The sequence below is a fragment of the Pseudomonas sp. Leaf129 genome (assembly GCF_001423465.1).
Lineage (GTDB): Bacteria > Pseudomonadota > Gammaproteobacteria > Pseudomonadales > Pseudomonadaceae > Aquipseudomonas > Aquipseudomonas coleopterorum.
Window position 1 is genome coordinate 1 of record NZ_LMOC01000008.1, and the last position, 18,877, is coordinate 18,877.

An 18,877-nucleotide genomic window follows, 5' to 3' on the forward strand; every position below is an offset into this window, starting at 1 on the left:
CGAAGCACTTCCTCACTGCCTGAACGACTAACTCATTGATTAACAAGGCGTTTATCGTTTCGGCTGCGCCGGAAGTGGGGCGAATTATAGACAGATCTGGAGGTGCGTCAACCGCTAATTTCAAAAATCTGTCATATAAGGTCAAAAGCAAAGGGCGGGCCTGTCGGCCCGCCCTTTGTTACTGCAAGAATCGCAACTCAAAGACTCGGGAAAGCAAACTGCGAGGCTTCGTGGCTGGCGCGTTGCGGCCAGCGTTGTGTGATGGCTTTGCGGCGTGTGTAGAAACGCACGCCGTCTGGCCCATAGGCGTGCAGGTCGCCGAAGAGTGAGCGCTTCCAGCCGCCGAAGCTGTGATAGGCAACCGGTACGGGCAAGGGTACGTTGACGCCGACCATGCCGACTTCGATCTCGTCGCAGAACAGGCGCGCCGCTTCACCGTCGCGGGTGAAGATGCAGGTGCCGTTGCCGTATTCGTGGTCGTTGATCAGTTGCATGGCCTGTTCGAGGCTGTCGACACGGACGATGCACAGTACTGGCCCGAAGATTTCCTCTTTATAGATGCGCATCTGCGGGGTGACGTGGTCGAACAGGCAGCCGCCGAGGAAGAAACCTTCTTCGTTGCCTGCCACACTCAGACCGCGGCCATCCACGACGAGTTTGGCACCGGCCCGCTCGCCGTCGTCGACGTAGCCCGACACCTTGTCACGTGCCTGGGCAGTCACGAGGGGGCCCATGTCCAGGCCGCAGGAGGTACCGGCGCCGATCTTCAGGGCCTTGATCTGCGGAGTCAGTTTGGCCACAAGAGCGTCGGCAACCTGGTCACCGACACAGACGGCGACCGAGATGGCCATGCAGCGCTCACCGCAGGAACCGTAGGCCGCACCCATCAGGGCGCTGACCGCGTTGTCCAGATCGGCGTCGGGCATCAGTACCGCATGGTTCTTCGCGCCACCCAGGGCCTGGACGCGCTTGCCCCGGCGAGTGCCCTCGCTATAGATGTACTCGGCGATGGGTGTGGAGCCGACGAAGCTCAACGCCTTGACCTCGGGTGCTTCGATCAGGGCATCCACTGCGACCTTATCGCCGTGTACGACGTTGAGCACGCCGGCTGGCAGGCCTGCTTCCAGCAACAGTTGGGCTATATAGAGTGTGGAGCTGGGGTCGCGCTCGGACGGCTTGAGGATGAAGCAGTTGCCGCAGACGATGGCCAGCGGGTACATCCACAAGGGAACCATGGCCGGGAAGTTGAACGGCGTGATACCGGCGACGATACCCAAGGGCTGGAAGTCGGACCAGGCATCGATGTTCGGGCCGACGTTGCGGCTGTACTCGCCCTTGAGCACTTCGGGGGCTGCGCAGGCGAATTCGACGTTTTCGATGCCGCGCTTGAGTTCGCCTGCGGCGTCCTCCAGGGTCTTGCCATGCTCTTCACTGATCATCTGGGCAATCTTGGCTTCGTTCTGCTCGAGCAGTTGCTTGAAGCGGAACATCACCTGGGCGCGCTTGGCCGCCGGGGTCTTGCGCCAGGCCGGGAAGGCGGCCTTGGCGGAGTCGATGGCCTGTTGCACGGTTTCGCGGCTGGCCAATTGGAGGGTGCGGATAGGTTGGCCGGTCGATGGGTTGAAGACGTCGGCCGTGCGGTCGCCACTGGAGACCAGATCGCCATTGATCAAGTGTTGGATAGTGCTCATGCAAAGGGCTCCTGATAAAAGGGGTCAGTCGATCTGGTTGAGGGCTTCGCCCACGGCGTCGAACAGGCGATCGAGGTCTTGTGGCTGGGCATTGAAGGTAGGGCCGAACTGCAGGGTGTCACCGCCGAAGCGGACGTAGAAGCCGGCTTTCCACAACTTCATGGACGCTTCGTAGGGGCGCACAATGGCGTCGCCATCCCGGGGCGCCAGCTGGATCGCACCGGCGAGGCCGTAGTTGCGGATGTCGACGATGTTCTTCGCCCCCTTGACGCCGTGCAGCACGCCTTCGAAATGCGGTGCCAGTTCAGCGGCGCTCTGCACCAGGTTTTCGCGCTGCAGCAGGTCGAGTGCGGCAAGGCCGGCGGCGCAGGCTACAGGGTGGGCCGAGTAGGTATAGCCGTGGGGGAATTCCACGGCGTACTCGGGCGTCGCCTGGTTCATGAAGGTCTGGTAGATCTCGGTGCTGGCGATGACGGCGCCCATCGGGATGGCGCCGTTGGTGATCTGCTTGGCGATGCACATCAGATCCGGCGTCACGCCGAAGGTGTCGGCGCCGAACATGGCGCCGGTGCGACCGAAACCGGTGATGACTTCGTCGAAGATCAGCAGGATGTTGTGCTGGTCGCAGATCTCGCGCAGGCGCTTGAGGTAGCTCTTGGGCGGCGGTATGACGCCTGCGGAACCTGCCATGGGCTCGACGATCAGGGCGGCGATGTTGGAGGCGTCGTGCAGCTCGATGACCTTGAGCATTTCGTCGGCCAGGGCGATGCCGCCCTCCTCCGGTGATCCCTTGGAGAAGGTATTGCCCGGCAGCAGGGTATGGGGGATGTGGTCCACATCCATCAATTGACCGAACATCTTGCGGTTGCCGTTGACTCCACCCAGGCTGGTGCCGGCCACGTTGACGCCGTGGTAGCCGCGGGCGCGGCCGATCATCTTGGTCTTGGTGGCCTGGCCTTTCAGGCGCCAGTAGGCGCGAACCATTTTCACGGCCGTGTCGCAGCACTCGGAGCCGGAGTTGGTATAGAAGACGTGGTTGAGGGTGCCGGGGGTCAGGTCGGTGATCTTTTCCGCCAGCTGGAACGACAACGGATGGCCGTACTGAAACGCGGGCGAGTAGTCGAGCACGCCGAGTTGGCGCGACACCGCTTCCTGGATTTCCTTGCGCGTATGGCCTGCACCGCAGGTCCACAGACCGGAAAGGCTGTCGTAGATCTGGCGGCCCTTGTCATCGGTCAACCAACTGCCCTGGGCCGTGACGATGATCCGAGGATCACGTTGGAAGCTGCGGTTGGCGGTGTACGGCATCCAGTGAGCGTCCAGCTTGAGCTGGCTGGTCACGCCGACGGGGGCGTTCTCGGGCATGTTCATGGGCACAAACCTCTTTGAGCGATTGAAGACGCGATGACAAGCGTGTTGCCCCTAAGGTGTCACGGCGATAAAGTCTGGAAAATTCAACTTTTGCGATCTTCAGTCAGGCAATCACTAAACTATGAGCCGCCGTCCCGATCCCCTCTCGCAGGTCAGTGATTTCGATATTCGCCTGCTGCGCATCTTCCGCAGCGTAGTGGAGTGCGGCGGTTTCTCTGCGGCGGAGAACGTGCTCGGCATCGGTCGCTCAGCGATCAGTCAGCAGATGAGCGATCTGGAGCAGCGCCTGGGTCTGCGCCTGTGCCAGCGGGGGCGGGCCGGTTTTTCGCTGACCGAGGAAGGCCGTGAAGTCTATCAATCGGCCTTGCAGATGCTGGGTGCGGTGGAGAGTTTTCGCACCGAGGTCAATGGCCTGCATCGTCATTTGCGTGGTGAACTCAACATTGGCCTGACCGACAACCTGGTGACGCTGCCGCACATGCGCATCACCCATGCGTTGGCGCAGTTGAAGGATCGAGGACCGGACGTGCGCATTCAGATCCGCATGATTGCCCCGAGCCAGGTCGAACAAGGGGTGCTGGACGGCAGCTTGCACGTGGGTGTGGTGCCGCAGGCCAGTCCGCTGTCCGGGCTTGAATACCAGCCGTTGTACAGCGAGCGCTCGCTGCTGTACTGCGCGGTGGGCCATCCGCTGTTCTACGCCGACGATGCGCAACTGGACGATGCACGGCTCGATGCCCAGGAGGCGATCGCGCCGACCTTCCGCTTGCCGGCCGAGATTCAGGCGCGTTACCAGGCACTGAACTGCACGGCCAGCGCGTCGGATCGCGAGGGCATGGCGTTCCTGATTCTGACCGGGCGCTACATTGGCTATCTGCCCGACCACTACGCAACGTTCTGGGTGCAACAGGGACGACTGCGCGCGCTCAAGGCGGCCGAACGGTTCTACGATCTGAGCCTATCCTGGGTCACTCGCAAGGGGCGACGCCCGCATTTAGTGCTCGAAAGCTTTCTGGAAAGTTTGTACGAGACACGATGATTTCCCTATCTCGTTGATCTCTTTGGCGTTGTGAACCTGACACGATCAAAACCTGAGCAGTTGGACAGCTTTTTGCACGGCTGCTTTGCAAAGCGAGGGCTGAATCCAGTCCACCCACCGTGCCAAGAGTTCGACGCCATGCCCACCGATACTGCACTGCCCAGCGAATTGATCTACGGTCTGCACGACCGTCCGGCCCCCATGACTTCGATGCTGGCGGCGCTTCAGCACGTACTCGCTGCGTTCGTCGGGATCATCACGCCGCCACTGATCATTGGCTCGGCGCTGGGCCTGGGCACTCATTTGCCGTACTTGATTAGCATGGCGCTGTTGGTGTCCGGCATCGGCACGTTCATCCAGGCTCGCCGTCCGTTCGGCATCGGCGCAGGCATGATCTGTTTGCAAGGCACCAGTTTCGCCTTTCTGGGGGCGGTGCTGTCGGCCGGCTTCATCGTCAAGCAACGCGGGGGCAGCCCGGAAGACATTCTGGCGATGATTTTTGGGGTGTGCTTTTTCGGCGCGTTGGTGCAGATCGTGCTGAGTCGCTTCATCGGTCAATTGCAACGGGTCATTACCCCGCTGGTGACAGGCATCGTCATTACGCTGATTGGCGTGAGCTTGATCAAGGTCGGTATCACCGACCTGGGCGGAGGCTTCAACGCACCGGACTTCGGTGCGCCGGGTAACCTCGCCCTGGGCGCGTTCGTGTTGGTGGTGATCATTCTGCTCAACCGCAGCGCCGCAACCTGGTTGCGGCTGTCGGCGATCATCATCGGCCTTGCGGTGGGCAGCCTGGCCGCCTGGTTCAGTGGCAAGCTAGTGATCCAACCGCTACCCGAACTGCCGCTGATCAGTGTGCCGGTGCCTTTCAAGTTCGGTTTCGCTTTCGATTGGACGGCGTTTCTACCCGTGGCGCTGATCTATCTGATCAGTACACTGGAGACGGTGGGCGACTTGACGGCCAATTGCATGTTGTCGCGACAACCCATCAGTGGGCCGAGCTATATCGAACGGCTCAAAGGTGGCGTGCTGGGCGACGGCGTGAGCTGCATGCTGGCCGCTACATTCAGCGCCTTTCCCAACACGACGTTCGCGCAAAACAACGGGGTGATCCAACTCACGGGCGTGGCCAGCCGCTACGTGGGGCTGTACATCGGCGTCGTGCTGATGCTGCTCGGGCTGTTGCCGATGATCGGTGCTGTGCTGCAGCAGATTCCCAAGCCGGTGCTGGGGGGTGCCACCCTGGTGATGTTCGGCAGCGTGGCGGCCGCCGGGGTACGGATTCTGGCGCAGTCGCCGCTGGATCGGCGCAACATGCTGATCATCGCCACCTCGTTCGGCGTGGGCCTGGGTGTGGCCGCGCAGCCCCAGCTGCTGCACCGCATGCCGCAATTGGTGCAGAACCTGTTCGACTCGGCGATCACCAGTGGCGGCGTCACCGCGCTGATCATGTGCCTGCTGCTGCCGGAGCCCAAACGCAGCGGTGAAGAGCCAACGCAGCGCCTGGAAAACGAGCCGGTTTGAGGCGACATTTTCGCAACGACGCTTGTCGGATCCAGGCAGGTGCGTTATCAACGCATCTGCCCTACCCACACGATTTGCTCGGAACCGCCCCATGATGCTTGAAGTCCCCGCGCACAGCGCCTCGGCCAATGGCAAGCCTGCCAGCCGCATCCGCCAGAAAAATGAGGAAGCGATTCTCAAGGCAGCCGAAGACGAGTTCGCCCGGCACGGTTTCAAGGGCACGAGCATGAATACCATCGCGCTCAACGTCGGGCTGCCCAAAGCCAATCTGCATTATTACTTCACCAACAAACTGGGGCTGTACATCGCGGTGCTGAGCAACATCATCGAGCTGTGGGACAGCACCTTCAATACCTTGAGTGCCGAGGACGATCCGGCGCAGGCCTTGACCCGTTACATTCGCGCCAAGATGGAGTTTTCCCGACGTCAGCCACTGGCGTCGCGGATCTTCGCCATGGAGATCATCAGCGGTGGCGAGTGCTTGACCGAATACTTCAACCAGGACTATCGCAGCTGGTTCACGGGGCGCGCCGCCGTGTTCCAGGCGTGGATCGATGCCGGTAAAATGGACCCGGTCGACCCTGTGCACCTGATCTTCCTGCTGTGGAGCAGTACTCAGCATTACGCCGACTTTGCCACGCAGATCTGCCGGGTGACCGGACAGGCGCGGCTGACGCGAGAGGATTTCGAGCAAGCCGGTGACAACCTGATCCGCATCATCCTCAAGGGATGCGGACTGACCCCTGCAGTCTGATCACTGCAACAGCCAAGAGATAGCGATGCCTTCCACCCTGCTGGGCCCTTGCGAGTTCCGCGAGGAGATTCGCAAGAGTCGATTCATCACCCTCGCCGCACCCATTGCCAGCGTGCAGGACGCCCAGGCGTTCATCGAACGGAACAGCGATCTGGCGGCCACTCACAATTGCTGGGCGTGGAAACTGGGCGACCAGTACCGCAGCAACGATGACGGCGAGCCGGGCGGTACGGCGGGCCGACCCATTCTGGCGGCCATCGAGGCGCAGGATTGCGACCAGGTGGTGGTGCTGGTGATTCGCTGGTACGGCGGTATTCAGCTGGGCACCGGAGGATTGGCCCGCGCCTATGGCGGGGGGGCGAACAAATGTCTGCAACAGGCCCCCAAGCGCCTGCTGATCGCGCGGGTGGCGGTGTCGTGTTCCTGCACGTTCAGCGAGCTGACCCTGGTCAAGCTTCGCGTGGCCGAGGCTGAAGGGCTGGTGACTGCGGAAGATTTCACCAGCAATGGTGTCGATCTGCAGTTGGCAGTGGCCAGTGAAGTCATCCCGACCCTGGCGCAGCAGTTGGCCGACCTTTCGCGGGGGCGGATAGTGCTGCAAGACGCTGCTTCATGAACCTGCGGCCTGTCCACGGTGAGTGCTAGTCTGTTTCCTTTTTCAGGAGCGTCGCGATGACAACTGCAAAGAAAGCGCTGGTGATCGGTGCCTCCCGTGGCCTGGGCCTGGGGCTGGTGGAACGCTTGAGCGAGGATGGCTGGGAAGTGACGGCCACGGTTCGTGATCTGGGCAATGTCCCGGCAGGGCTGACGGCCACCGGGGCCAAGGTGGAAGCGCTGGAGATGACTCGGCTGGAATCGATGGATGCATTGGCCCAGCGTCTGCAGCAGCAGCGCTTCGATCTGCTGTTCATCAATGCCGGGGTGTCCGGGCCGGCGGGCTACAACACCGATCAGGCCAGCGATGCGGAAATCGGCGAGCTGTTCGTCATCAATGCCGTGGCGCCGATCCGCTTGGCCCAGCGATTGGCAGGCAATGTCGCCGACGGCGGTGCGATTGCGTTCATGAGTTCGGTGCTCGGTAGCGTGGCGATGCCCGAAGGGTCGCCCATGGCGTTGTACAAGGCGAGCAAGGCGGCCTTGAATTCGATGACTAATACGTTCGTGACCGAGCTGGCGCGGCCTGCGCTGACGGTACTGGCGATGCACCCGGGATGGGTGAAGACCGACATGGGCGGTGAAGGTGCCAGTCTGGACGTTGCCACCAGTACCCGGGGATTGGTGGATGTGATCACCGGGCAGTTGGGCAAGGGTGGGTTGCAGTTTCTGGATTACCGGGGGCAGAAGATTGAGTGGTGAGGGGCTTGCAGGGGTACAGGGGTATCAGAGGAGGCCTCTTCGCGGGCAGAGGGCTCGCCGCCCGCCCCGCTCCCACAAGGTGTTAGGTGTTGATTAGAGGCCCAGGATCGATAGCATGATGAAGGTGGCGAACAGGACGAAGTGAGTCATGCCTTCGATGGCGTTGGTTTCGCCGTCGTTGAGGTTGATGGCGCAGATCAGCAGGGTGATAAAGATCATCACGGTCTGGACCGGGGTCATGGCCATCTGGAAGGGCTGGCCGCTGTACAAGGCCAGGCCTTCCATAACCGGTACGGTGAGGATCACCGTCGACAGCGAGGCGCCCAGTGCGATGTTGACCACCGACTGCATGCGGTTGGCCAAGGCTGCGCGCAAGGCGGTAAGAATTTCCGGTGCGGCGGAAATGGCGGCTACCAGAATGGCCGTTACCACGGGTGGCGCGCCGGTGCCTTCCAGACCCAGGTCGATGGTCTTGGACATGACTTCGGCCAGCGCACCGATGATGACGATACCGAACACCAGCGTCCCCACCGACCAGCCCAGGTGAACCGGCTTTTCGGGTTCCGTGGTCACGCCCTTGCGCTTCTTCTTTTCCGGGTAGTTGTAGCTGAAGAAGTAGCTGTGCGGGCCGACCTGCATGCGCAGGAACAGCGCGTAGAGCACCAGCATGGCACCGATGGTGAAGCCCGAATAGACCTTCCAGTTGCCCTCGGGGATGAACTCGGGGACCACCATGGACACGCCCATGGCGGTGAGGATCATGACGCTGTAGCTGCGCGCGGAATCGTCGTTGTAGGACTGCTCGCCGTGCTTGAGACCACCCATCAGTGCGGCGAGGCCGAGGATGCCGTTGATGTCGAGCATCACCGCCGAATAGATGGTGTCACGCACCAGGGTCGGGGACGGCTCATTGCTCATCATGATGCCCAGTACCACCACTTCGACCAGTACCGCCGAGAGGGTGAGGATCATGGTGCCGTAGGGGTCGCCAAATTTTTCGGCAAGCAATTCGGCATGTCCCGCCACGCGCACCGAGGCGAAGATGATCGCCACGACCAGAGCGATGCCTGCGCCCAGTGCCACGCCTTGGCCGTGGCTGAGCAGGTAGTGCTCGGCCGGAAAGGCGACGCATGCGGCGATCACCGCCAGAAGTAGAAATTTTTCCTGCTTGAGTAACGCGATCATGGCCTGCCTTCGCTGATTGCTGCGACCTGTGCCGCGGTAAGTAACTGGATGTAACAAGAATCAGCGGATGAGAGTATGCAACAACGGCAAAGGTTCAGGGCCGGGCCTGTGCCTGGGCCACCAGCCAGTCATGGATGGCGCGTCGGGTGGGGGTATTGAGGGCGCCTTCGCGGTACGCCAGCACGTATTTCTTGCGCGCCTGGATGGGCCACCCGAACGGCACGATCAGCGAGCCTTGTTCCAGTTCGTCGGTGATCAGTGCCCGGCGCGCGATGGCCACGCCCATGCCCATGCGCGCGGCGTCGATGGTCAGGTGGTTGCGATTGAAGGTGTGCCCACGGCGCACGTCGATGCCTTCGGCGCCGATGGCCGAGAGGTAGAACTCCCACTCCGCGTATTCGTAGCTGCCACGCCAGGCGGTGATGTCGTGGAGCAATGGGAAGTGAACAAGTTGGCCTGGGCTGTCCAAAGGCGGCCGACCTTCGAGCAGCAGTGGCGAGCAAACCGGGAACAACTCCTCCTCCAGCAAAGGCGTGGTGACCAGGCCGGGGTAGCTGCCATCGTTGAGGTCGATGGCCAGATCGAAGTCATCGTCGCGCAGGGAGCCGCTGCTGTCTTCGGCGATCACGCGCAATTGCAGCTCCGGAAACGCCCGCTCCAGGCTGGGCAGCCGTGGCATCAGCCACTTACTCAAAAAGGAGGGAATGCTGCGCAGCTTGAACACCCCGCCGATCGCGCCGGAATGCAACAGCCGCAATTCTTCGTCGATGCGGCTGTGCACTTCGTTGGCAACCACGGCAAGCCGCTGCCCCTGTGCAGTCAGTTGCAGACCGCGACCCACGCGGTGAAACAGCGGAAAGCCGAGCCGATCTTCCAATTGCTTCATCTGCTGGCTGATGGCACCGGGAGTGACATGCAGTTCATCGGCGCAGCGAGTGAAGGACAAATGCCGCGCGGCGCAGGCGAACACCTGCAGCCAGGCGTGCATTTGGGCATTGAGGATTTTGCTCATCGGTGAGCCCCGCTAAACAATGACTTAGTAAGTATCGTTTGTCTGAAATGTCTCTCAGCCCAAAGATAAGGCACGAGTGTATAGAGAGAGAATGGGGCAGACATGGCTATCAGCGTATTCGACATGTTCAAGATCGGCATCGGGCCCTCCAGTTCCCATACGGTGGGTCCGATGCGCGCCGCTGCCCTGTTTGCCAAACACCTGAACGAACACGGCATGGCGCCTTTGGTGGAGCGTATCGAAGTCCGTCTGTATGGCTCGCTGTCGGCGACCGGCGTGGGCCATGGCAGCGACCGCGCCACCCTGATGGGTTTGATGGGTGAATGGCCGGACCGCGTGGACCCGCAAACCGTAGGGCCACGGGTGGACGAGGTGATCCAGCGGCAATGCCTGCAGCTGGGCGAGCACGCGATCCATTTCGACTGGCAACGCGACATGCTGCTGCTCGATGAGAGCCTGCCCTACCACCCCAATGGCATGACCTTGCTGGCGCACCTGCAGAACGGCGAGGTGCACGAGCAGACCTACTACTCGGTCGGCGGCGGTTTCGTGATCGATGCCGAGCAGGCTGCCAGCGGTGTGCTGGATAACGACACCACGGCCCTGCCCTACGATTTTTCTTCGGCGGCGCAGTTGTTGAGCTTGTGCAAACGCACCGGCCTGAGCATCTCGGCGCTGATGATGGAGAACGAAAAGGCCTGGCGCTCCGAAGAGCAGATCCGCGAACAGCTGGCTGTGATCTGGCAGGCGATGCAGGCCTGCGTGGACAAGGGGCTGACCGGGCAAGGCATTCTGCCCGGTGGGCTGAACGTACGGCGCCGCGCCTATCGGTTGCACCAGAACCTGCAGGAGATCGGCAAGCCCAACGTCATCGGATCGACCTTGAGTGCCATGGAGTGGGTGAACGTCTTCGCCCTGGCGGTGAACGAGGAGAATGCCGCCGGCGGGCGCATGGTGACCGCGCCCACCAACGGCGCGGCTGGCATCATTCCGGCGGTGCTGCACTACTACATGAAGTTCTGCCCCGAAGCCTCGGCCGACGACGTGGTGCGTTTCTTCCTGGCTGCGGCTGCGGTGGGCATTCTGTGCAAGAAGAACGCTTCGATTTCCGGTGCCGAGGTCGGCTGCCAGGGCGAGGTTGGTTCGGCCTGTGCCATGGCCGCCGCAGGCCTGGCCGAAGTGCTGGGAGCCACGCCCGAGCAGGTCGAGAACGCGGCGGAAATCGGCCTTGAGCACAACCTTGGGCTGACTTGCGATCCGGTCGGCGGCCTGGTTCAGGTGCCGTGTATCGAGCGCAATGCGATTGCTGCGGTCAAGGCGATCAACGCCGCGCAGATGGCGCTGCGCGGTGATGGCGAGCACTTCATCTCCCTGGATCACGCCATCCGCACCATGCGTGACACCGGCGCCGACATGCACGACAAGTACAAGGAAACCTCGCGCGGGGGTTTGGCGGTCAATCTGGTGGAATGTTGAGCTGCCTGTTGTGTAAAAGAGAATGTTTTTTGATCGCAACAGCCTGATATGGAATAGTACCCGCCGTTTTTGCGCGCCTGCCCAGCGCGCAGGTTTCACAGCGAAGGTATTTGTCCATGCGCAGTTCCCGCCTCATCTCCATGATCGCCGTCGGTGCCCTGGCCCTGTGCGCCAGGCTGGCCGTCGCCGCACCCATCGATATCGATGACGGTCAGCACACCGTCCATCTGCCCCAGGCGCCACAACGTGTGGTGGTGCTGGAGTTTTCCTTTCTCGACAGCCTTGCGGCGGTGGGTGTCACGCCAGTGGGGGCTGCCGACGATGGCGATGCCAACCGCGTATTGCCACGGGTACGCCAGGCCATCGGCCAATGGACGTCGGTGGGCTTGCGCGCGCAGCCCAGCATCGAGCAGATCGCACGGCTCAAGCCCGACCTGATCATCGCCGACCTCAACCGCCACCAGGCGCTGTACAACGACCTGGCGAGCCTGGCACCGACCCTGCTGCTGCCATCGCGTGGGGAAGACTACGAAGGCAGCCTGAAGTCTGCCGAACTGATCGGCCAGGCGCTGGGCAAGCGCGAGGCGATGCAGGCGCGGATCGCGCAGAACCGTCGCAGCCTCGCCGACATCGCCGGGCAGGTGCCAGCCGGCACCAAAGTGCTGTTCGGTGTGGCTCGGGAAGACAGCTTTTCCGTACACGGCCCCCACTCCTATGCGGGCAGCGTGCTGGCGGCTATCGGTTTGCAGGTTCCGCCGGTGCGCAGTCATGCGGCACCGACCGAGTTCGTCAGCCTGGAACAATTGCTGGCGCTGGACCCTGCCTGGCTGCTGGTTGGCCACTACCGGCATCCGAGCCTGGTCGACACCTGGAGCCAGCAGCCACTGTGGCAAGTGTTGGGCGCGGTGCGCAATCACAAGGTCGCGGAAGTCGACGGAGACACCTGGGCACGCAACCGTGGGGTAATGGCGTCCGAGCAGATTGCCGAGGATGCATTGGCCATTCTCAAGGGCGGCAAAGCCGCCATGACGCCCTGAATGAGGCGTGGGTTGGCGATGGCGCTGGGCGCGGTGACCGTCGCCGGGCTGTTCTGGATCTCTCTTTATGCCTGGTCGCCGTTCACGATCAGTCAGGCTGATGCGTTCAACGGTTTGTTCAGTCAAGGCCGCGAGGGCGGCAACATGGCCTATATCGTTGCCCAACTGCGGGTGCCGCGAGCACTGTGTGCGGCTTTGGTCGGTGCCTGCCTGGGACTGGCGGGCGCATTGATGCAGGGCATTACCCGCAATCGCCTGGCGTCGCCGTCACTGTTCGGCGTCACGGCCGGTGCTGCGCTGGGGCTGGCGTTGTTCTCCACGGGGCTGGTGGCCCTGCCGTTTGCCGGCGGTGCGCTGCTGATGACGTGTCTGGGGGGCGCCTTGGCCTGGGTAATCGTTTTCAGCCTGGGCGGCGCCTGGTCGCCGACGGCGGCGCAAGGCCGACTGGTGCTGGCCGGCGTCACGGTGGCGGCACTGTGCGCGGCGCTGACGCGGTTGACCGTGATACTGGTCGAGACCCAGGCGCAGAGCGTGCTCAACTGGCTGGCCGGGTCACTGGCCAACGTGGGTGCCGCGCAACTGCAATTGCTATGGCCGTGCACCTTGGTGGGCGCCGTGTGGGCCATGTTCTGTGCGCCGCGTCTGAACCTGGTGAACCTGGGCGAGGATGCGGCGCGCTCGCTGGGGGTCGGCATCGCCAGCCTGCGCCTGCAGGTGTTCTTCGTCAGCCTGCTGCTGGTGGGTGCAAGCGTCTGTGCGGTTGGCCCGATCGGTTTCGTGGGGCTGATCGCGCCGAACATCGCTCGACAATACCTGGGCAACGACTATCGCTGGCTGATGCCGGCCAGCGCCCTGCTGGGTGCGGCGATCGTGCTGGCGGCCGACCTTGTCAGCCGCGCCGTGGCCTTCCCGGCGGAAACGCCGGCCGGGGTGGTGACCGCCCTGATCGGCGCACCGTTCTTCCTGTACCTTGCCAGGCGCACGCAATGACTCGGCCTTACCCTCGTCTGCTGATCCTGCTTGCGCTGGTGCTGGCGGCCCTGTGGCTGAGCCTGAGCGCCGGCACGTCCTGGCTGGCGCCGGGCACGGTATTCGATCGTCTGATGGCCCACGATGCGCTGGACTTCGAGGTATGGAACCACCGCCTTCCACGCGCACTGATCGCCATCCTCACCGGCAGCGCCCTGGGCCTGGCCGGTGCCCTGGTGCAGGGGGTGATCCGCAACCCGCTGGCCTCGCCGGAGATTCTGGGGGTGACCCAGGGTGCCGGGCTGGCCCTGACCATCGCCATCATCGCTTTTCCGCAGTTGCCCTTCACCTGGCTGCCTCTGGTTGCAGGGGTGGGCGGCGCTGGCGGCGCGCTGCTGCTGGCGCTGTACAACAGCGGCGTGAGCTTTTCCGGCGTGCGCTTTGCGTTGTCCGGGGTGGCGATCGCCGTCACTTTGTCCAGCGTCACCGAGTTTCTGATCCTGTCCCATCCGCTGGACATCAACACCGCCTTGCTCGCCCTGACCGGCAGCCTGTGGAGTCGCAATTGGCATCACGTCGAGCTGGCGCTGCCGTTTCTGCTGCTGATGCCGTTGGCACTGGGCCTGGCAAAACCGCTGAACCTGATCGGCCTGGGCGACGAAGCGGCGCACAGCCTGGGCACGGCGCTTGCGCGCACGCGCTGGCTGGCGATGGGCATGGCGGTGCTGTTGAGCAGCCTGGGCGTGGGTATCATCGGGCCGGTGGGTTTTCTAGGGTTGGTGGCTCCGCACATGGCACGGCGACTGGTGAGTGGGCATCATCAGCACCTGCTGCCGGCTGCCATGCTGATCGGCGCACTGCTGCTGGTGCTGGCCGACACTTTGGGACGCACGCTGATCGCGCCCAGCGAGATCCCGGCGGGCATCTTGACCGCGGTGATCGGCGCTCCCTACTTTCTCTGGCTGCTGGCACGTTTCAAGGGCTGACATCATGAGCATCATCAAGGCCGACGGCGTCGACATCGGCTACGGGGCCAAGCCTATCGTTCGCAACCTCTGGTTCACCCCGCCCGCCGGGCAGGTCACTGCGCTGATCGGCCCCAACGGCTGCGGCAAATCGACCTTGCTCAAGGCGCTGGCACGCATCATCACGCCGCAGTCGGGCACCGTGAGCCTGGACGGCCAGGCGTACGCGCAACTTTCGTCGCGGACGCTGGCGCGACAGGTCGCGTTTCTGCCGCAGGTGCTGCCCATCCCCGAAGGGGTCAGCGTGGCCCAATTGGTGGCTTATGGACGCAGCCCGCACAACAGCTTCTGGGGACGCCTGAGCGGCGCGGACCGTGGCGCCGTGGATCAGGCCCTGCAGCGCATGGGCCTGGAAGCGCTCGCCGATACTGCCCTGGCGGACCTCTCCGGTGGCCAGCGGCAACGGGCCTGGCTGGCCATGGTGCTGGCGCAGAATACCCCGGTGGTGCTGCTCGACGAGCCCACGACCTATCTGGACATAAGCCATCAGGTGGAGCTGCTCGATCTGATGCGCGAGCTGGCGACCGAAGGCAAGACGGTGGTCACCGTGCTGCACGACATCAACCAGGCGTGCCGCTACGCCGATCATCTGGCGGTGATGCATCAAGGTCGCCTGGTGGCTGATGGCACGCCTGCGCAGGTCGTCGATGCCGAGTTGATGCAGCGGGTGTTCGAGGTGCGGGTGCAGGTCATCCGCGAACCGGTGGCGGGCACGCCGATGTGTGTGGTGGAAAAGAGCACCCGCGCGCCAACCTGAACCGACCCTGCCTGGCCGAGCGTCGGCGCGAAGGTGTCGTCCGGCCCTGCGCGGCTGCGGGTGAGGGGCAATATCTGTAGAATCGGCCAGGATTGCACCTGATGAGAGAATGAAGACACCATGTACGACTGGCTCAATGCCTTGCCCAAGGCCGAACTGCACATGCACCTGGAAGGCTCGCTGGAACCCGAGCTGCTGTTCGCCCTGGCCGAGCGCAACAAGATCGCATTGCCCTGGAATGATGTAGAGGCGCTGCGCGGAGCCTATGCGTTCAACAACCTGCAGGAGTTTCTCGACCTGTATTACCGCGGTGCCGATGTGCTGCGCACCGAGCAGGATTTCTACGACCTGACCTGGGCCTACCTGCTGCGTTGCCAGGCCCAGAACGTCGTGCACACCGAACCGTTCTTCGACCCGCAGACCCATACCGACCGTGGCATTGCCTTCGAGACCGTGCTGGGCGGCATCACCGCTGCACTCAATGATGGCCGTACCCGGCTGGGTGTCGACAGCGGTCTGATCCTGAGCTTCCTGCGCCACCTGAGCGAAGACGAAGCACAGAAGACCCTGGACCAGGCACTGCCCTTCCGAGATGCCTTCGTGGCCGTGGGGCTGGACAGTTCCGAGATGGGCCATCCGCCGAGCAAGTTCCAGCGTGTGTTCGACCGTGCCCGCGACGAGGGCTTCCTGACCGTGGCCCATGCGGGCGAGGAAGGTCCACCGGAGTACATCTGGGAAGCCCTGGACCTGCTCAAGATCCAGCGCATCGACCACGGCGTGCGGGCCATCGAGGATGAGCGGCTGATGCAGCGCATCATCGACGAGCAGATCCCGCTGACCGTGTGCCCGCTTTCCAACACCAAACTGTGCGTGTTCGATCACATGGGCCAGCACAACATTCTCGACATGCTCGAGCGTGGCGTGAAGGTCACGGTCAATTCCGATGATCCGGCCTATTTCGGTGGCTACGTCACCGAGAACTATCACGCGCTGCACACCCATCTGGGCATGACCGAGGACCAGGCCCGACGCCTGGCGCAGAACAGCCTGGATGCACGCCTGATCAAGCAATGAGGCTGGCGGCGTCGAAACGCCGCCCGTTGTCATCGGTCAAATGCCCTGTCAGGTGCCCAGGCGGCCGATCTCGATCATGCCCAGCCGGGTCACCTGCAACGAACGGCTGTCTTCATTGAGCTTGAGCCAGCCCGACTGCAGAAACAGGGTCAGCAGTCCTGCACCCAGTGCGCCACCCAGGTGCGGGCGCTGGGTGCTCCAGTCGCAGCAGCTGTTCAGTGGTTGGCGCTCGCGATTGACCAGCGCCTGGGTGTAGATGCCTCGGCTGGCCAAACGGCTGCTGCCGAGCGCGGTGACTTCCAGGCGTTGCTCATAGTGCTCGAGCCAGCCGTTTTCGACCATGCGCTGGAACAGGTCGGCCGCCAGCACGCCCCCCAGATGATCGCCACACAGACGTACTTGATGCAGCGCCCTGGGCGAGCATGGCTTAGGTACGCTGATCGGCGCAGCCGTTCCTGTCTTGGCCTGCACCAGCGATACGCTGGCCAGCGCTTCCACGGCGGCCCCCACTTCTGGCTTGGCCAGGCGGAAGAAGCGCTTGCGCCCGCGGGCTTCGAACGTCAGCAGACCGCCGGCCGACAGCCGCGCCAGATGCGCGCCGGCCGAAGAGGCCGACACACCTGCCAGCGATGCCAGCTCATCGGCACCCCGCGTGGTACCGTCGATGAGGGCCCAGAGCATCGCGCTACGTTTGGGGTCGGCCAGCAATGTAGCGATCCTGCTGATGCAAGGTGTTGGTGGCATGTATTCACTCCCTGTGGAAACGTTCGTCAATCTGGCAATGGTTGCCGGGGTGATTATATGCACCCTTCCGTTGTACGGAATTGGGTGAAATCGTCGAGGCTGACCCTCGAATGCGAGGGATATGCAATACCCCGTACTTGTATTTACCGTGGTTACCGGCGGCAATTTCCAAGACATTTGCTCAAGTGCCCGCAACGTATCGCTCGTTTGCCGAAACGGCGATTGAAGACAGGGCTCAGGGCAGGCAAGACCCCACACCCCACACGGACTTTTCCCGCAATGTCCGTCCTTGCAGACCTACATGATTGTCTTGAGTGGAGTGCCCCACCGTCAGTCCGACGGGCAGCCGGGCCACGCTCGCATGCCCCGAATGAGGATTACACTGGGCCCTCATCTCGAACCCGAGGACATCACAATGAACGTTCTTCTTTCTGAGTTGAAGCAGCCACGTGGCACCCGCTGGCAAGTGAGCATGGACCAGCACGTGGTGTCTTTTCGCAGCGAAGCCGAGGCACGGGCGTTCATCGCCACGCTCGAAGCTCGCCTGCAGGCGCCCCACGGCCTGCCGCAGGTGCGGCAGGCCAGTACCGGCTAGGCGGCTGTCTGCTGGTCGCGGCGCTGCTGGCATCGGCGTGTCAGTAGCGCCGCGCAGACGGCAAGCAGGCCGCAGCCGGCGATCACCCAGGCCATTGGCATGGCGGTGCCGTCGTGCAGTACGCCCACCAAAGAAGCAGTGGCGGCAGCAAGGCTGAACTGCAGGCAGCCCAACAGGGCCGATGCACTGCCGGCGCGTGAACCCTGGCCGCTCATGGCGCAGGCGGAGGCATTGGGGATGATCCCGCCCAGGCTCGCCAGACAGACGAACAGCGGAATCAACAGCGGCCATAGTGCCGCTGGCTTCAGCGCGCTGAGGGCGAGGAGCACGGCGCCTGCCGCCATGTAGATCCACACGGTGCGTGACAGCAGCCACGCCGGGCCGCGACGAGAGAGCAGACGGGCGTTGACCTGCGCCATCAGGATGAAGCCGGCTGCGTTGCTGCCAAACAGCCAGCCGTAGTGTTCGGCCGGTACGCCGTAGAGCTTGATGAACACGAAGGGTGACCCGGCAATGTAGGCGAACATGCCGGCCATGGCGATCCCGCCGGTCAGCGCATGGCCCATGAACACCGGGTCCAGCAGCAATCCACCGTACAGCTTCGGCGCGCCGCTGAGCGGGCGTCTCGGCCTGTCCGCCGGCATGCTTTCGGGCAGGCCGAGGGCGACGGACAGGGTGCAGGCGGCGCTGAACAGCGTGAGCACGATGAAGATCCACTGCCAGCCCCAACCGTTCACCAGGACACCCCCGAGCAGGGGTGCCAGGATGGGCGCCAAACCCATGACCAGCATCAGTTGCGAGAAGACCTTGGCCGATCCGACCGCATCGCATTTGTCGCTGACGATGGCACGGGCCAGCACCATGCCTGCGCAACCACCCAGAGCCTGGACGAATCGGGCGGCGATCAGCCACTCCAGAGTGGGTGCGAAAGCGCATGCCAGCGAGGCCAGGGTGAACAGCGAGACGCCCACGAGCAACGGGACCCGGCGACCGAAGCGGTCGGCCACTGGGCCGTAGATCAGTTGGCCGATCGACAGCCCCAGGAAGTAGGCCGCCAGGGTGGTCTGGATGTGTTTTTCGTCGGTGGCGAAGGCCAGCGCCATGGCAGGGAAGCCAGGCAGGTAGAAGTCGATCGCCAGGGGCCCGAACGCGCTGAGCGCCCCCAGGATCAGGATAGTTTTGAAATTCATCGGGGTATTCTTTATGTCCAGGCAGTACAAGCGACCTAGTCTAACCGGGTTGCGCGGGGATCGGGGTGAAGGTTCCGT

The 18,877-nt window shown here is 63.1% G+C and carries 18 protein-coding genes; 12 read left to right on the plus strand and 6 right to left on the minus strand.

The annotated features are described in order from the left end of the window. Positions 1-197: 197 nt before the first annotated feature. Together ASF66_RS14075 and ASF66_RS14080 are read right to left on the minus strand one after the other, a co-directional pair. Entirely contained in the window at positions 198-1,691 is a 1,494-nt protein-coding gene (locus tag ASF66_RS14075) for a CoA-acylating methylmalonate-semialdehyde dehydrogenase (protein ID WP_056844305.1), read from the minus strand. A 24-nt stretch (positions 1,692-1,715) separates the two neighbouring features. Next, a complete protein-coding gene (locus ASF66_RS14080; RefSeq protein WP_056844306.1) occupies positions 1,716-3,062 on the minus strand; it encodes an aspartate aminotransferase family protein in 1,347 nt (448 codons plus the stop codon). Positions 3,063-3,183: 121 nt separating this feature from the next. Between ASF66_RS14080 and ASF66_RS14085 the strand changes: the two genes are divergently transcribed. From ASF66_RS14085 to ASF66_RS14105, 5 genes are all read left to right on the plus strand, one after another. Next, positions 3,184-4,101 carry a LysR family transcriptional regulator gene (locus ASF66_RS14085; protein WP_056844307.1) on the plus strand — a complete coding sequence of 306 codons (918 nt, stop codon included), beginning with the start codon at positions 3,184-3,186 and terminating at the stop codon, positions 4,099-4,101. A gap of 138 nt (positions 4,102-4,239) precedes the next feature. Beyond that, a complete protein-coding gene (locus ASF66_RS14090) occupies positions 4,240-5,625 on the plus strand; it encodes a uracil-xanthine permease family protein (RefSeq protein WP_056844308.1) in 1,386 nt (461 codons plus the stop codon). A 91-nt stretch (positions 5,626-5,716) separates the two neighbouring features. Next, entirely contained in the window at positions 5,717-6,379 is a 663-nt protein-coding gene (locus tag ASF66_RS14095; RefSeq protein WP_056844309.1) for a TetR/AcrR family transcriptional regulator, read from the plus strand. Between the two features lie 25 nt (positions 6,380-6,404). Further along, positions 6,405-6,995 (plus strand): IMPACT family protein, encoded by a 591-nt coding sequence (locus ASF66_RS14100; protein ID WP_056844310.1) that lies wholly within the window; start codon positions 6,405-6,407, stop codon positions 6,993-6,995. A 56-nt stretch (positions 6,996-7,051) separates the two neighbouring features. Then, the gene (locus tag ASF66_RS14105) at positions 7,052-7,735 is read left to right on the plus strand and encodes an SDR family oxidoreductase (RefSeq protein ID WP_056844311.1); all 684 of its coding nucleotides are present in this window, start codon (positions 7,052-7,054) and stop codon (positions 7,733-7,735) included. Between the two features lie 93 nt (positions 7,736-7,828). Here the strand turns inward: ASF66_RS14105 and ASF66_RS14110 are convergent, their stop codons facing one another. Beyond that, entirely contained in the window at positions 7,829-8,920 is a 1,092-nt protein-coding gene (locus tag ASF66_RS14110) for a calcium:proton antiporter (protein ID WP_049861939.1), read from the minus strand. 94 nt (positions 8,921-9,014) lie between these two features. After that, positions 9,015-9,932 carry a LysR substrate-binding domain-containing protein gene (locus ASF66_RS14115; RefSeq protein WP_056844312.1) on the minus strand — a complete coding sequence of 306 codons (918 nt, stop codon included), beginning with the start codon at positions 9,930-9,932 and terminating at the stop codon, positions 9,015-9,017. Positions 9,933-10,034: 102 nt separating this feature from the next. On the opposite strand from ASF66_RS14115, the gene ASF66_RS14120 reads away from it, so the two are divergent. From ASF66_RS14120 to ASF66_RS14145, 6 genes are all read left to right on the plus strand, one after another. After that, positions 10,035-11,408, plus strand: a complete 1,374-nt coding sequence (locus ASF66_RS14120) for an L-serine ammonia-lyase (protein ID WP_056844313.1) — start codon at positions 10,035-10,037, stop codon at positions 11,406-11,408. Positions 11,409-11,524: 116 nt separating this feature from the next. After that, on the plus strand, positions 11,525-12,445 hold the full coding sequence (locus tag ASF66_RS14125; protein WP_056844314.1) for a Fe(3+) dicitrate ABC transporter substrate-binding protein: 921 nt from the start codon (positions 11,525-11,527) through the stop codon (positions 12,443-12,445). Next, positions 12,446-13,435 (plus strand): iron-dicitrate ABC transporter permease FecC, encoded by a 990-nt coding sequence (fecC, locus tag ASF66_RS14130; RefSeq protein WP_056844315.1) that lies wholly within the window; start codon positions 12,446-12,448, stop codon positions 13,433-13,435. Further along, entirely contained in the window at positions 13,432-14,400 is a 969-nt protein-coding gene (locus tag ASF66_RS14135) for an iron chelate uptake ABC transporter family permease subunit (protein ID WP_056844316.1), read from the plus strand. Before fecC ends, ASF66_RS14135 begins: the two co-directional genes overlap by 4 nt. Positions 14,401-14,404: 4 nt before the next feature. After that, positions 14,405-15,196 (plus strand): Fe(3+) dicitrate ABC transporter ATP-binding protein FecE, encoded by a 792-nt coding sequence (fecE, locus tag ASF66_RS14140; protein WP_056844317.1) that lies wholly within the window; start codon positions 14,405-14,407, stop codon positions 15,194-15,196. A gap of 120 nt (positions 15,197-15,316) precedes the next feature. Further along, the gene (locus ASF66_RS14145; protein ID WP_049861945.1) at positions 15,317-16,270 is read left to right on the plus strand and encodes an adenosine deaminase; all 954 of its coding nucleotides are present in this window, start codon (positions 15,317-15,319) and stop codon (positions 16,268-16,270) included. A 48-nt stretch (positions 16,271-16,318) separates the two neighbouring features. On the opposite strand, the gene ASF66_RS14150 is transcribed toward ASF66_RS14145, so the two are convergent. Then, on the minus strand, positions 16,319-17,014 hold the full coding sequence (locus ASF66_RS14150) for an ArsR/SmtB family transcription factor (protein ID WP_049861946.1): 696 nt from the start codon (positions 17,012-17,014) through the stop codon (positions 16,319-16,321). A 415-nt stretch (positions 17,015-17,429) separates the two neighbouring features. Between ASF66_RS14150 and ASF66_RS14155 the strand changes: the two genes are divergently transcribed. Then, positions 17,430-17,609 (plus strand): hypothetical protein, encoded by a 180-nt coding sequence (locus ASF66_RS14155; protein ID WP_049861947.1) that lies wholly within the window; start codon positions 17,430-17,432, stop codon positions 17,607-17,609. Here ASF66_RS14155 and ASF66_RS14160 read toward each other — a convergent pair. Beyond that, complete coding sequence (locus tag ASF66_RS14160) at positions 17,606-18,799, minus strand: multidrug effflux MFS transporter (protein WP_056844318.1); 1,194 nt, start codon at positions 18,797-18,799, stop codon at positions 17,606-17,608. The two genes, ASF66_RS14155 and ASF66_RS14160, sit on opposite strands and share 4 nt — an antisense overlap. Positions 18,800-18,877 lie beyond the last annotated feature (78 nt).